General features: G+C 54.1%; 11 protein-coding genes. 5 read left to right on the top strand and 6 right to left on the bottom strand.

Annotated features, from left to right (window positions below):
- Positions 1-30: 30 nt before the first annotated feature.
- Together ABQ298_05025 and uvrB are read right to left on the bottom strand one after the other, a co-directional pair.
- On the bottom strand, positions 31-408 hold the full coding sequence (locus ABQ298_05025) for a hypothetical protein (GenBank protein ID MEQ9823727.1): 378 nt from the start codon (positions 406-408) through the stop codon (positions 31-33).
- Positions 405-2462 (bottom strand): excinuclease ABC subunit UvrB, encoded by a 2058-nt coding sequence (gene uvrB / locus ABQ298_05020; GenBank protein ID MEQ9823726.1) that lies wholly within the window; start codon positions 2460-2462, stop codon positions 405-407. Before uvrB ends, ABQ298_05025 begins: the two co-directional genes overlap by 4 nt.
- Positions 2463-2618: 156 nt before the next feature.
- On the opposite strand from uvrB, the gene ABQ298_05015 reads away from it, so the two are divergent.
- Positions 2619-3371, top strand: coding sequence for a Nif3-like dinuclear metal center hexameric protein (locus ABQ298_05015; GenBank protein MEQ9823725.1), 753 nt, complete (start codon positions 2619-2621; stop codon positions 3369-3371).
- Positions 3372-3388: 17 nt separating this feature from the next.
- Complete coding sequence (locus ABQ298_05010) at positions 3389-4276, top strand: hypothetical protein (protein ID MEQ9823724.1); 888 nt, start codon at positions 3389-3391, stop codon at positions 4274-4276.
- 16 nt (positions 4277-4292) lie between these two features.
- Here the strand turns inward: ABQ298_05010 and ABQ298_05005 are convergent, their stop codons facing one another.
- Complete coding sequence (locus ABQ298_05005; GenBank protein MEQ9823723.1) at positions 4293-5729, bottom strand: dicarboxylate/amino acid:cation symporter; 1437 nt, start codon at positions 5727-5729, stop codon at positions 4293-4295.
- Positions 5730-5816: 87 nt separating this feature from the next.
- Positions 5817-6266 carry a phage holin family protein gene (locus tag ABQ298_05000; protein ID MEQ9823722.1) on the bottom strand — a complete coding sequence of 150 codons (450 nt, stop codon included), beginning with the start codon at positions 6264-6266 and terminating at the stop codon, positions 5817-5819.
- 295 nt (positions 6267-6561) lie between these two features.
- On the opposite strand from ABQ298_05000, the gene ABQ298_04995 reads away from it, so the two are divergent.
- From ABQ298_04995 to alr, 3 genes are read left to right on the top strand one after another with little or no spacing between them, the layout of a single operon-like run.
- Positions 6562-8445 (top strand): DNA topoisomerase IV subunit B, encoded by a 1884-nt coding sequence (locus ABQ298_04995; GenBank protein ID MEQ9823721.1) that lies wholly within the window; start codon positions 6562-6564, stop codon positions 8443-8445.
- A complete protein-coding gene (locus ABQ298_04990; GenBank protein MEQ9823720.1) occupies positions 8442-10550 on the top strand; it encodes a DNA gyrase/topoisomerase IV subunit A in 2109 nt (702 codons plus the stop codon). The genes ABQ298_04995 and ABQ298_04990 overlap by 4 nt, the downstream gene beginning before the upstream one ends.
- Positions 10551-10598: 48 nt before the next feature.
- A complete protein-coding gene (gene alr / locus ABQ298_04985) occupies positions 10599-11711 on the top strand; it encodes an alanine racemase (protein ID MEQ9823719.1) in 1113 nt (370 codons plus the stop codon).
- Positions 11712-12045: 334 nt separating this feature from the next.
- Here the strand turns inward: alr and ABQ298_04980 are convergent, their stop codons facing one another.
- Both ABQ298_04980 and ABQ298_04975 read right to left on the bottom strand, forming a co-directional pair.
- Positions 12046-12462, bottom strand: coding sequence for a SufE family protein (locus ABQ298_04980; protein ID MEQ9823718.1), 417 nt, complete (start codon positions 12460-12462; stop codon positions 12046-12048).
- 79 nt (positions 12463-12541) lie between these two features.
- Positions 12542-12766 carry a hypothetical protein gene (locus tag ABQ298_04975; protein MEQ9823717.1) on the bottom strand — a complete coding sequence of 75 codons (225 nt, stop codon included), beginning with the start codon at positions 12764-12766 and terminating at the stop codon, positions 12542-12544.
- Between the last annotated feature and the right edge of the window lie 256 nt (positions 12767-13022).

The following is a 13022-nucleotide window of genomic DNA, read 5'->3' as shown; positions in this document are numbered from 1 at the left end:
AGGATCACACAGAGAATTTTTCCCGTTCCCTCAGGGATTCTGATCGTCATCCTTTAAAACGGTGACCCCGAGTGCGATCCAGATGCGCCAAGCGAAGGGATAGAGCAGAATCGGACCCACAACTGCCAGTGCCATGGCGCCCCAGGTCAGGATCGAAATCCCCCACTCACTGCCCCACCAGAGCAGCAGCCAGAGAGGAATCAGTCCAAAGACCACCATCCCATAGTTGATCGCCATGGAGCCGAGAAAGGCACCCTCGGCAACGGGCAATGTTGCATCACAGCTCGGACATCGCACATTCACGCGAAACCAGTCGCGCATCAATCTGCCCTCCCCGCAATGCGGACAATGCCCCTTTATGCTGCGCTTCATGCACAGGGATGATTCGGTGGACTTGGTTGCTTTCATGAGCGGCGTTTCCCCTTGCCGTACTTGCGTGCCTTGCGTGAGGGTTTCTGTCCGGCAAACTTCGACCGGTCCCCGGATTTGAGTGCTTCGATCTGATCGCGCAAAATCGCTGCGCGTTCGAACTCGAGAGCGTTGGAGGCCTCAATCATTTCGTTCTCGAGTTCGGCAATGATGCGCTGAACTTCGCTCTCACCACCCAACTCGGCCACTGCCATTTCATCGACACCTTCATCCTCATCTGCCTGGTGAAGCGAGCTTTGGTCACCGCGCTTCACGCTACGCGGAGTGATGTCATGCTCGCGATTGAATGCGATCTGTCGTTCCCGCCGGTCCCGTGTGATTTCGAGTGTGGTCTGCAGTGATTGGTTGAGCCGATCCGCATACAGAATGACACGCCCTTTTTCATGCCGTGCCGCTCGCCCAGCCGTCTGAATAAGACTCGTGGTATTGCGCAAAAAGCCCTCTTTGTCCGCATCAAGGATCGCCACCAGTGCCACCTCGGGAAGATCCAGCCCCTCTCTGAGCAGATTCACACCGATGAGCACGTCAAATTTGCCAGCCCGAAGGTGCCGGAGAATTTCGACACGCTCGATGGCATCAATGTCGCTGTGCAGGTATTCCACCCGAATTTTTGCCTCTCGCAGAAACGTCGTGAGGTCCTCGGACATGCGCTTGGTCAAGGTTGTTACGAGCACTCGCTCGCCAGCTTCTGTGGCGCGATGGATTTCTCCGATCAGATCCTCTACCTGCCCATCCGTAGGTCGAAGCTCCATGATCGGGTCAAGCAGACCTGTTGGACGGATGATCTGCTCAGCCACCACTGACGAAAGCTCGATATCCTTGGCGGAAGGAGTTGCAGAAATGAAAAGCGTCTGTCCGGTCACTTCCTGAAACTCCTCAGGCATGAGCGGCCGATTGTCCAGTGCACTGGGCAGACGAAACCCATAGCGAACCAGTTTTTCCTTGCGCGACCGGTCCCCCACATACATCGCACCAAATTGTGGCATGGTCACATGACTCTCATCCACAAACAGAAGAAAATCCTCGGGGAAAAAATCGATCAGGCACCAAGGGCGCTGACCTGCCTGCCTGCCACTCAGGTGGCGTGAGTAATTTTCGATGCCGTTGCAGAATCCGATTTCCTGCAGCATTTCAATATCATATTCGGTGCGCATGCGGATGCGCTGGGCTTCGATGAACAGCTTCTCCTTTTCAAACAGCGCCACCTGTTCCTCCATCTCCTCGCGGATGCGCGAAATCGCCTGGTCAATCTTGTATTTGGGGGTGATAAACTGATTGGCAGGGTAGAGGTGGAAGTAGGAGTGGGATTTTCCCAATTGCCCCGTCAGTGGATCGAGATCGCGGATGGTCTCGATTTCATCCCCCCAAAACTCGATGCGAATCGCGGTCTCCATGTAGGCGGGAAACACATCGACCACCTCGCCACGCACCCGGAAGGTGCCGCGCTTGAAGTCGATGTCGTTGCGGTCGTAGAGGATTTCGACCAGTTTCACGAGAAAATCATCCCGGCGAATGGTCTCCCCCACCTGAAGCGGAATCATCATTTCCTCAAAGTCTTCCGGAGACCCCAAGCCGTATATGCAGGACACACTCGCCACCACAATGACGTCGCGCCGGGCGATCAGCGAACTGCTGGCAGAAATGCGGAGGCGCTCAATCTCGTCATTGATTGAAGAATCTTTTTCGATGTAGGTGTCCGTCTGCGGCACATAAGCTTCGGGTTGGTAATAATCGTAATAACTGACAAAATATTCGACTGCATTTTGCGGGAAAAAGGACTTGAATTCCGAGTAGAGTTGGGCGGCAAGCGTCTTGTTGTGCGAAATGATAAGGGTGGGGCGCTGTAGTTCCTGAATCACATTCGCCATTGTGAAGGTCTTCCCCGAACCCGTCACCCCAAGCAGGGTCTGGTAGCGATTGCCTGCGCGAATGGATTCGACCAATCTGGAAATGGCCTGCGGTTGATCCCCCTGAGGCTGATAGTCGGATGCCAGCCGAAAGGGAATGGTCTCCTGTTGGTAAAAGCGTTTCATGTGAAAAGGGTTACATCTTGAGATGGCATTGGCTTGCCGTCTCTCCCTCAATATCCGGTAACGGGTTGCGTTGGCAAATCCGTTTGATTTAATCGATTGAAGGTTTGCCGAGTCAAACCCCTGTCCACCGCCATCCGCAACATTTGAATCCCATCCATGGCATCACTTCAACCCATCACACACTACTGCAACAAACGCACGCGAACCCACGAAATTCCCGACTACCCGGGAGCCAAAAACGGACTCCAGATCGAGAATAATGGCACTGTCACTCACATCGGTGCCGCCGTGGATGCCAGTTTACAGGTGTTTGAATCAGCTGTCGAACGCGGCGTGGATTTCCTTATCGTGCACCATGGCCCCTTCTGGGCCCCGGTCTCACCGCTCACAGGACCGCGCTACCGCAAGTTTTTCCATGCGATGCAGCACAATCTGGCGGTTTACGGCAGTCACCTGCCGCTGGATGCTCACCCGGAAATCGGAAACAACGTGTGCTTGGCGCAAAAACTCGGATTGCAGCCAACCGGGCAATTTGCGCCCTACGAGGGGGTTCCCATCGGGTGGTACTGTGATGCCGAGCTGCCGCGCGAGACGCTCACAGAACGCCTGCACGAGCAATTTCCACGAACTGTAGCCATGATGCATGGACCGCAGCAACTACGGCGGATCGGCATCCTCACCGGGAGTGGAGGCGATGCACTGACTCGCCTGGCTGCCGATGGCATTGACACCCTGATCACCGGAGAATGCTCCCAGCATCATTTTGCACTTTCGCAGGAGTTGGGGGTGAACCTCTACACCTGCGGGCATTACGACACCGAAGTATTTGCGGTGCAGCGGCTCGCCGCAGAGGTTGCGGAACAGTTTGCACTTCCCTGGTCATTTATCGATTCGGGCTGCCCGCTCTGAACTCCACACGAACCCGCTTGCACGACTGTTTCCATCGCCGATTCCTGATTGCAGAACCTGAAGTTCTCGCCTTGCACGCCCGTGCAACACAGGTTCGCAGGGCCTTGCTTGCGAGTGACTCCCATCGTCGCATCTCGCTGCGTCAGCACGGCAATGCCTGCTGGCAGATCGTGGAAACCCGGGTCAACGGGTCCTGGCAACAGCTGCGCTGTCGCCTGCAGCGCCGTCAGTGCCATGAGCTTTGGCCAACTGCCTTGTTCCCCCCGCTTGAAATGCTGCGGTACCGTTGCCTTTTGCCGGGAACGGATGCCTGGGTGGACAGCTTTGAGCAGTCACTCAAAGGGTTACACATTGCCACTTTCCGCTTTGCTACAGTACGTGATGCATTCTTCTGGTCTCCTCCCGCAACGCTGGGACCCGACATCACGATGGATGTAAGGTTTCGGGATGAATCCCTGATGCACAGTCCGCTGCAAATTCAGGAATTGCCCGTGGATGTGGATCGGCAAAAATCCAATGTTGTGATTGGTGTTCTTCCCTACCTGCGAACTTCCGGCAAAATCGAGGTTGTGGCCGTTCAAACCCGGAAAAAGGCCCTTACCATTTTTCCAAAAGGGCAACCCGAAGCCCATCTCGGTGCTCGGGAGGTCGCTTGCATGGAGGCTCTGGAGGAAGCCGGGGTTGAGGGTGCAATTTCGGGACATCCGGTGCTCATGCCTTACAAAGACGTCGCTCCCCAACACTGGATTCTGTACCCGCTCGAAGTTCAAACGATTCACAGTGACTGGAAGGAAAAGGGCATTCGAAACCGAAAGCTGATCCATCTGCAGGATGCGCTGCACCAGCCTTCTTGCATGCGATTGTTGCCGGCCTTGCGTTATTTACATCTCAGCCTGAATAGCTGAGCAACAACTCACCCTGTTACGGATCCCCCCGCTCAAACACGTCGGGATCGAGCGCATTCTGCCACCTGCCCACGACACAGGAAACCATACTGTCACCCGTGATGTTCACTGCGGTTCGCAGCATGTCGAGCAGGCGATCCACCCCGAGAATGATGGCAATGCCTTCGACCGGGAGTCCTACCTGCATCAGCACCATGGAGAGCATGACCAGACCCACTCCAGGCACACCTGCTGTTCCGATCGACGCCAAAGTAGCGGTCACAATGACGATCAGAAAATCCGTCAGACTCAGATCCATACCCCAGGCCTGCGCGATAAAAACCGTCGCCACTCCCTGCATGATAGCCGTGCCGTCCATGTTAATCGTCGCACCCAGTGGCACCGTAAAGGAGGCCACACTGCGGTGCACGCCGAGGCGTTCGGTCACCGTTTCGAGCGTGACCGGAATGGTGGCATTGCTGCTGGAGGTGCTGAACGCAAACATCTGCGTTTCCCACATGGTGCGAAGGAAACGAAGCGGACTTAATCGTGCAAAGATTTTGAGAAAAAGCGAATAGGTCACCCCCGCGTGCAACAGCAGCACCAGCATCACGAGAAAGAAATACTTTGACAGGGGTGCGATTGCGGAAAATCCCTGCGTTGCAAAGGTTTGACCGACCAGACAAAAGACACCGAAGGGTGCTGTGCGCATGAGCAACAGCACGAGCTTCATGACCACTTCATTGAGGTCATTCACCCCCTGCAATACGCGCTGTCCCGATTCACCTGCCAGGGTAAGCGCCAGTCCGAACAAAATCGCAAAAACAATAATCTGCAACATGTTGCCTTCCGCCATGGAACGGATCGGGTTGGTTGGAAAAATTTGTATCAGCACCTCAGTCAGTGGTGGTGCCTCCTGAACCGAAAACCCGGATTCCTGTGCCGGCGCTTCGTCCGCCAATTCGCCCTCGATGTCCTCGAAGGGTTCGGCTTGCGCTCCACTCTGGCGGGCGAGCTGGTTGATGACCCACTTCACTTCATTCACCTCACCTGCAATGGTTTCGAGCTGGGTTTCCACTGATGAAACGCTGGGGGTTTGCGATTGTAAAAACGCTTCCTTGTCGATTCCAACACCCGGACGAAATAGACTCGCAAACAGCAGGGCCAGCGTGATCGCAATCGCAGTGGTGACCATGTAGAGCAGCACGGTTTTGAGTCCAATCGTTCCCACTTTACGCACATCATCCAGCGCAGCAGTTCCAGAAATCAGAGATACCAATACCAGTGGAACCACCAGCAGCTGCAGGCAGGCGACAAATATTTTGCCACCCACATAAAAAATGCCTCCGGTGACCCAGTTGGACACCCAAACCACCTCACTGAAAAACTGGTTGATCAGAATGCCAAGCAGGATCCCAGTGGCCATGCCAATGAGAATCTGGATGGTCAGGCGGTGGTGTTGGATTGTTTTCACGGTAGCTTGCAGGGTCAGTTGTAGTTGGGAATAGAATCGGCAGGGAATTTCCGAAACCGGAACCCAAAGCCGATGCAATAGATGGAACTAAATGTCAATCACGTCATCATCCTTCAATTTCCGCTTGGAACTGGATCCTTGCGCTCCCATTCCCGGAGCATCGGGTCGCCTCACATCCACCTGCACCTGCGGTCGAGCGAGCAGAAGGTTCGCGACCATGCCGATGAGGCTTACCACGATTGAGCCAAAAAACGCCGCCCAAAATCCATCCACATGAAATCCGGAGACCATTTGGTTCACGAGCAGAAACAGGAATGCATTGATCACCAAGATGCCAACTCCCATCGTGAGAATGACAAAAGGCAGGGTAAATAAAATCAGGATCGGTCGCAGAATGAGGTTGAGAAAGCTCAAAATCAACACCACTGCGATGAGGGATCCGGTCGTTTCGTAGTGGATTCCGGGAATGATGTGAGATGCCACAAAAACACCCACCATGAGGATCAGCCACTGTTGAAGGTATCGTTTAAAATCCATGGTTGCCTCACAAGCATGGGCAACTGAGCGGCTTTTTCAACGATTGTCACGACTTCCCGTGCACAATCTTGACAATCAAAGCTGCGGTCCTGCAACATTGAAGGGTTGGACGGCTGAAGCCTGACGCGCCAGCGTGGTATCGAACCGCGCACTGGCACCGGGTAACAACCCGTCCGCGGGTCACCTTCGACCCCATCAACTACCGTATTTGTGCCCGTCCGGGTTCTGACACCAACACATCCTTAAAAATGATGCGCTTTGTGAAGGTCACCAGGCGCTCATCCATTTCCCATTCATGTCAGCCACTTACACCGAAGACAGTATTCGTTCACTCGACTGGAAAGAACACATCCGCCTGCGCCCGGGCATGTACATTGGAAAACTGGGCGACGGTTCCGCATCGGACGATGGCATCTACGTGCTACTGAAAGAGGTGATCGACAACTCCATTGATGAGTTTGTCATGGGCAACGGACGCACCATCGAGATCGAGCTTTCGGGCAGCCAGCTTTCGGTTCGGGACTACGGACGCGGCATTCCACTCGGAAAACTCAAGGACTGCGCGGCCAAAATCAATACCGGAGCCAAGTATGATTCCGAAGCATTCAAGAAGTCAGTCGGTCTGAATGGGGTCGGAATCAAGGCAGTCAATGCGCTCTCATCCGCATTCACGATTCAGGCATTCCGGGAGCGCAAGACCCGGCGCATCGAATTTGAACGCGGTGAAGTCGTCTCCGAAGATCGTCAGGATGTCGCCGCGAATGCCCATGACCGCAACGGAACCTTTACCAGCTTTACACCCGATGTGAACATCTTTGGCGAGTTTCAGTGGAAGCCGAGCATCATCGAGTCCATGCTCTGGAACTACGCTTATCTGAACACGGGTCTCACTCTGGTTTTTAATGGTCAGAAGTTCCACTCCCAGAATGGGTTGCTCGATCTGCTCAATGATGAAATCACCGAGGAAATTCGCTATCCCATCATTCACCTGAAGGGAGAGGATATCGAGATCGCGTTCACGCATGGCAATGCCTACGGCGAGGAGTATTTTTCGTTTGTTAACGGGCAACACACCACCCAGGGAGGCACCCATCAGGGGGCGTTTCGGGAGGCCATCTCAAAAACCATTCAGAATTTCTATCAGAAGAGTTTTGACGCCGTGGATGTGCGCACCTCCATTATCGCTGCCATCAGTGTGAAGGTGATCGAGCCGGTCTTTGAATCCCAGACCAAAACCAAACTGGGTTCACAGAAAATGGCCCCGGACGGGCAAACGATCCGCAATTACATCTCACAATTCCTCTCAAGGGAACTCGATAACTACCTGCACAAAACCCCTGAAACCGCGAAGCAGATCCTGTCCAAAATCCAGGAATCCGAGAAAAGCCGCAAGGAAATCCAGGGTATTCAGAAGCTTGCCCGCGAACGCGCAAAAAAAGCAAAACTCCACAATTCAAAACTGCGGGACTGCCGCATCCACATGGACTCGAAAAAGGTGGAGCGTGAATACAGCACGCTTTTCATCACTGAAGGGGATTCTGCCAGCGGCTCCATCACCAAGGCGCGGGATGTTCAGACCCAGGCAGTCTTTTCGCTTCGCGGCAAACCTCTCAATTGTTTTGGTCTGAGCAAAAAGGTCGTCTACGAAAACGAAGAGTTCAATCTGCTCCAGGCCGCCCTGAATATCGAAGAGGATCTTGAAAATCTTCGCTATAATCGTGTCGTGATCGCCACCGACGCCGATGTCGATGGTATGCACATTCGGCTCTTGCTGATCACCTTCTTCCTTCAGTTCTTCCCGGAGTTGATTCGCGAAAATCACCTGTTCATCCTTCAGACTCCGCTCTTCCGTGTGCGCAATAAGAAAAAAACCTTCTACTGCTACGACGAGCAGGAAAAACGTGCAGCTGTGTCGGAACTGGGCAAGCAGGCCGAAATCACGCGATTCAAGGGTTTGGGTGAAATTTCACCCGATGAGTTCCGTCACTTCATCGGACCCGACATTCGCCTCGACCCGGTGGTGATCAAAAAACACACCTCCATCCAGGATATTTTGAGTTTTTACATGGGCAAAAACACCCCCGACCGACAACAGTACATCATTGAGAATCTGGTGATTGAGCAGGATATCATCGAGGCAGAAGAGGCTCCCAAGGGCAAAGAGGAGGACGCTGCATGAAAAAAAATCCATCCGGCTCCGACGATCAGACCGAACTCTCGTTCGCCACGCTGGTTCCCTCTGATGACGAACCCGCCTCATCCGCCGAAGCTCCACCGGAGAAAGCGAATGGGGGCGACCGCAAGCTGGGCGTGTCCGATTTTTTCAGCAACTGGTTTCTGGGCTATGCGTCCTACGTGATTCTGGAGCGCGCTGTGCCCCACATGACCGATGGGGTCAAGCCAGTGCAGCGCCGCATCCTGCATTCCATGTGGGAGATGGAGGACGGACGCTACAACAAGGTGGCGAACATCATCGGCAATACGATGAAGTTTCATCCTCACGGGGATCAGAGCATCGGTGATGCGCTGGTGCAGCTGGGGCAGAAGGACCTGCTCATCGACATGCAGGGAAACTGGGGAAACATTCTCACCGGAGATCGCGCGGCCGCCGCTCGATACATTGAGGCCCGCCTCTCCAAGTTTGCCCAGGAGGTTGCATTCAACCCCAAGACCACGACCTGGCAACTCTCCTATGATGGGCGCAACAAGGAACCTGTCACCCTGCCGATGAAGTTCCCGCTTGCACTTGCGCAGGGCGTGGACGGAATCGCCGTCGGGCTTGCCTGCAAGATATTGCCGCACAATTTCATCGAGCTGATTGATGCTTCCATCGCTGTATTGCGTGGCGAAGAAACCACCATTCTTCCCGATTTCCAGACCGGAGGCATCGCCGATTTTTCCGACTACAATCGTGGCATGCGGGGTGGTCGGGTGCGGGTACGTGCCGTGATGGAGTCGCGCACCCGCAACTCACTGGTGATTCATGAAATCCCTTACGGCACAACTACGACCAGTTTGATCAACTCGATCATCTCTGCCAATGACAAGGGCAAGATCAAGGTCTCCAAGGTTGAGGACAATACCGCTGAGAAGGTTGAAATTGTGGTGCACCTACCGTCCGGCACCGACACTCAGACCGCGATTGAAGCACTCTACGCATTCACCGATTGTGAGGTGTCAATTGCGCCCAACACCTGCGTCATCGATAATGATAAGCCCGACTTCATCGGGGTGGACGACCTGCTCAAGCGCTGCACTCAACAGACCCGGACTCTGCTCAAGCGCGAACTCGAAATCAGGCTCGGCGAACTCAACGAGAAGTGGCACTTCGCCTCGCTGGAAAAAATCTTTATCGAGAACCGCATTTACCGGGATATCGAAGAGGCCGAAACCTGGGAGGAAGTGATCCGGGTGATTGATGCCGGTCTCGAACCTTTCAAATCCCAATTCCACCGCGAGATCACGACCGATGACATCGCTGCGCTGACCGAAATCCGCATCAAACGCATTTCAAAATACAATTCCTTCAAAGCTGACGAAGTCATCAAGTCACTCGAGGCCGACATCAAACAGGTCAAACACGACCTGCGCCACCTCACCGATTTCGCCATCGCATACTTCGAAAACCTGAAACAGAAATATGGCAAGGGTCGGGAGCGCAAGACGCGCATGGAATCCTTTGCAAAGGTGGTTGCAGCGCAGGTCGCCATCGCAAACGAGACCCTCTACGTCAACCGCAAGGAGGGCTTTGCGGGCTTTGGCATGAAGAAGGACGAAGAGATTTGCAAGTGTTCCACCCTGGATGAGATTGTTGTGATTCGCCGGGACGGCACTCTTGTCGTCACCAAGGTCACACCCAAGGCATTTGTCGGTCGGGACATTCTCTACATTGACGTGATCAACCGCGATCAACTCGAGCATCAGGTCTATAACCTGGTCTACCGGGACGGGAAAGACGGAAAATCCTATGCCAAACGCTTCCTGCTCGGCGGTTACACTCGCGACAAGGAGTATGCGCTCACCAGAGGAACACCCGGCAGCCGCATTCTTTACCTTCAGGTGCTGCCGCGGGAAAAGGCGGATATCCTCAATGTGACACTCAAACCCGCTCCGCGATTGCGCAAGACTCAGCTGGAATTCGATATGTCCCAGCTCGCCATCAAGGGCAGGAGCGTGCAGGGCAATGTCGTTACTCCCAACGGGGTAAAAACGGTCACACGAAAGGAACGGTTGCAGGTGGATTCGGAAAATTCTGCTGAGGCCGAAGCCTCCTCAGATTCCTGACCTGCGCGCGGCGCTTGAATCCCCCATGATCGACCAGAACCTCAAGCTATGACGGAACCGGGATCTCGCGTTACTTTGGAAATTAATCTGAGTGCCATTCGACGCAATTATCGACGCATTCAGAAAGCCATCGCACCGCTTGGCATCATGGCCGTGTTGAAAGCCAACGCCTACGGGCTTGGGGTGCGCGCCATCGCACAGGTCCTTAAACAGGAAGGTGTGGCAGCCTTTGGTGTGGCCGAAGCCAAGGAAGCTTGTGCGATCGCGGATCTGGGCGTGCCCATTCTCGTGCTCGGTGGACTGCTTCCCGAAGAGATTCCCAGCTTGCTCGCAATGAATGCGTGGATGCCGGTCCAATCCCAGGAAACAGGTCGTCGCATTCAGGAGGAAGCGGCGCGACAACACCGCATCGCGCGTTGCCATGTGCTGATCGATACAGGCATGGGACGATTGGGATTGCTCGAACAGGACTGCATTGAAGCCCTTCAATCCCTGGCGGCGATGCCCAACCTCCAAATTGATGGTCTGTATTCACACTTTCCCGATGCCTACAGTGACCGCACTTTTTCGGAACAGCAGATTCAAAAACTACTCCGTATTGCGCAGCACATTCGCTCCCGACTTCACATTTCCCTGCGTCACCTGCACATCAGCAACTCGGATGGCTTGCACAACATTCCAGAAGCAAGTCATCCCCCTTTCACGCTGGTGCGCACGGGGATAAATTTGTACGGATGTTTTGACCTGGAAGGTCGCCAAACCCTTCCACTTGAAGAGGTGATCACGATCCGCTCCCGTCTGGCATCGGTGCGCAGCCTGCCCGCCGGGTCGACCATCGGGTATGGCAAAAGCTGCATACTGCAACAGCCGACTCTGGTTGGTACTGTCGCCATCGGCTACGCGGATGGGCTGCCGCTTCATTTTCAAAACGGAGGATACCTGAAGGTCCGGGGCAAACCCTGTGCAGTGCTCGGACGCACGTCCATGGACTACACCACTATTGATCTTTCCATGGTGCCAGACGCCAAAGTGGGCGATGCCGTAACCTGCCTCGGAGAGGGAATCACCACTGCCGACTGGGCACGCGCCAAGGGCACCATCCCCTATGAGGTCATTTGCTCGATCGGCAACCGGGTGGAACGCATCGCGATTGAAGAATAGCGATCAGTCAATCCCGCTTTCCACAAAGCAGATTCCTTTCATTTTCTCCTGAACGGGGGCATCGTTTCGATTCACGGACACCTGGACTGGGGAATGACGAAGCCCGTTTCTGTCATGGTTTTGGTGAAAACTTCAACATTTTGAGTTCCCGGTACGATTTTCGCTAAGAAAATGCAACCTGAGCCGTAATAAAAGCGTTGTACAAAAAAACTGGGCCAGTGTCTGACACTGGCCCATGGTTTAGGAGAGCTATATTTTTTGGGGAAATTCTATGTAAAGCTTTTTGGGCTACTAGAACGCTAGTACGGATTTTTGCGCGTGTAAACCCTTAAAGTTACGAAATTGACTTAATTTTGGCAAAACTGTGGATGCGCTCGCCAACCTGGGTCAATCCGTTGCGTCGATTGGGGGACAAGTGCTGTGTCACGCCGACCTCTGCAAGGAATCCGGGGTCCACCGAAAGCACCTGTTCGGGAGTGTAGCCGCTGTAGAGCTGACACAACAGGTTGGCAAGGCCCTTGGTCACCATCGCATCGGAATCCGCTGCAAAATAACACTTGCCATCCCGAAATTCGGGAACCAGCCATAAATTGGAGACACAACCTTCGATGAGATAGGCATCCGTCTTGAACGAATCGTTCAATCCCTCGGCTGTTTTACCCATGTCTATGATGTAGCCCAAGCGTTCATGGGGATCTTCAATGATCGAAAGATCGTCAATGCACTGCTGTTTTTTCTCCTCAATGGTCATCACACAAGCATGGTTTTCAGAACCCACGGAAAAGGCAAGTGCAGGTTCCAGGAAAAGCTGCGACCCGTTTTTCCACGGATCAGACGATGTCGTTTTTGGCGCGCTCGAACCAACTGATCAAGGCCTTCACATACGCGTCACCGTACAGTTCGCGAAAGCGACGGGTAAAGGGATCATTGGCATTGCCAAGCACTTTGAGCCGGGAGGCAATGAATTCGGGGGTCAAGGATTCCCCGCATTGCTGGGTGATCATGGTTTTCCACGAGTTGTAGTCCCTAGGAATCTGTACTTCAGTCTGAGCCATCGTAGGGAACGATTCAAAGCCCCATCGTGCCTCATGGCAAGGGCATAAGCGTGGCAGACAACTGGATGCACGAACGAAGCCGAGCTGAAACCCTGCAGGATTGATTCCGCAAAAGGAAGCTGGAAGTTCCCTCTACTTTTCATCGTCCCGACCCGACATTCTCGGCCTGAAACCATCAGGACCTTCGTCGCCGCTTGCCTTCCAGTTCCTGTACACAATCCGGCCACGGGAGCCATTGCATTCAGCTCACCGTGGC

The organism is Puniceicoccaceae bacterium, from assembly GCA_040224245.1.
Taxonomy (GTDB): domain Bacteria; phylum Verrucomicrobiota; class Verrucomicrobiia; order Opitutales; family JAFGAQ01; genus JAKSBQ01.
This window is presented reverse-complemented; position numbering and strand designations above follow the sequence as displayed.

Bases quoted from the DNA above. Each gene is read 5' to 3' on its own strand.
- ABQ298_04990 (MEQ9823720.1), top strand. From the start codon at position 8,442: ATGAAAAAAAATCCATCCGGCTCCGACGATCAGACCGAACTCTCGTTC.
- alr (MEQ9823719.1), top strand. From the start codon at position 10,599: ATGACGGAACCGGGATCTCGCGTTACTTTGGAAATTAATCTGAGTGCC.
- uvrB (MEQ9823726.1), bottom strand. From the start codon at position 2,462: ATGAAACGCTTTTACCAACAGGAGACCATTCCCTTTCGGCTGGCATCC.
- ABQ298_04975 (MEQ9823717.1), bottom strand. From the start codon at position 12,766: ATGGCTCAGACTGAAGTACAGATTCCTAGGGACTACAACTCGTGGAAA.
- ABQ298_04980 (MEQ9823718.1), bottom strand. From the start codon at position 12,462: ATGACCATTGAGGAGAAAAAACAGCAGTGCATTGACGATCTTTCGATC.
- ABQ298_04995 (MEQ9823721.1), top strand. From the start codon at position 6,562: ATGTCAGCCACTTACACCGAAGACAGTATTCGTTCACTCGACTGGAAA.
- ABQ298_05025 (MEQ9823727.1), bottom strand. From the start codon at position 408: ATGAAAGCAACCAAGTCCACCGAATCATCCCTGTGCATGAAGCGCAGC.
- ABQ298_05000 (MEQ9823722.1), bottom strand. From the start codon at position 6,266: ATGGATTTTAAACGATACCTTCAACAGTGGCTGATCCTCATGGTGGGT.
- ABQ298_05015 (MEQ9823725.1), top strand. From the start codon at position 2,619: ATGGCATCACTTCAACCCATCACACACTACTGCAACAAACGCACGCGA.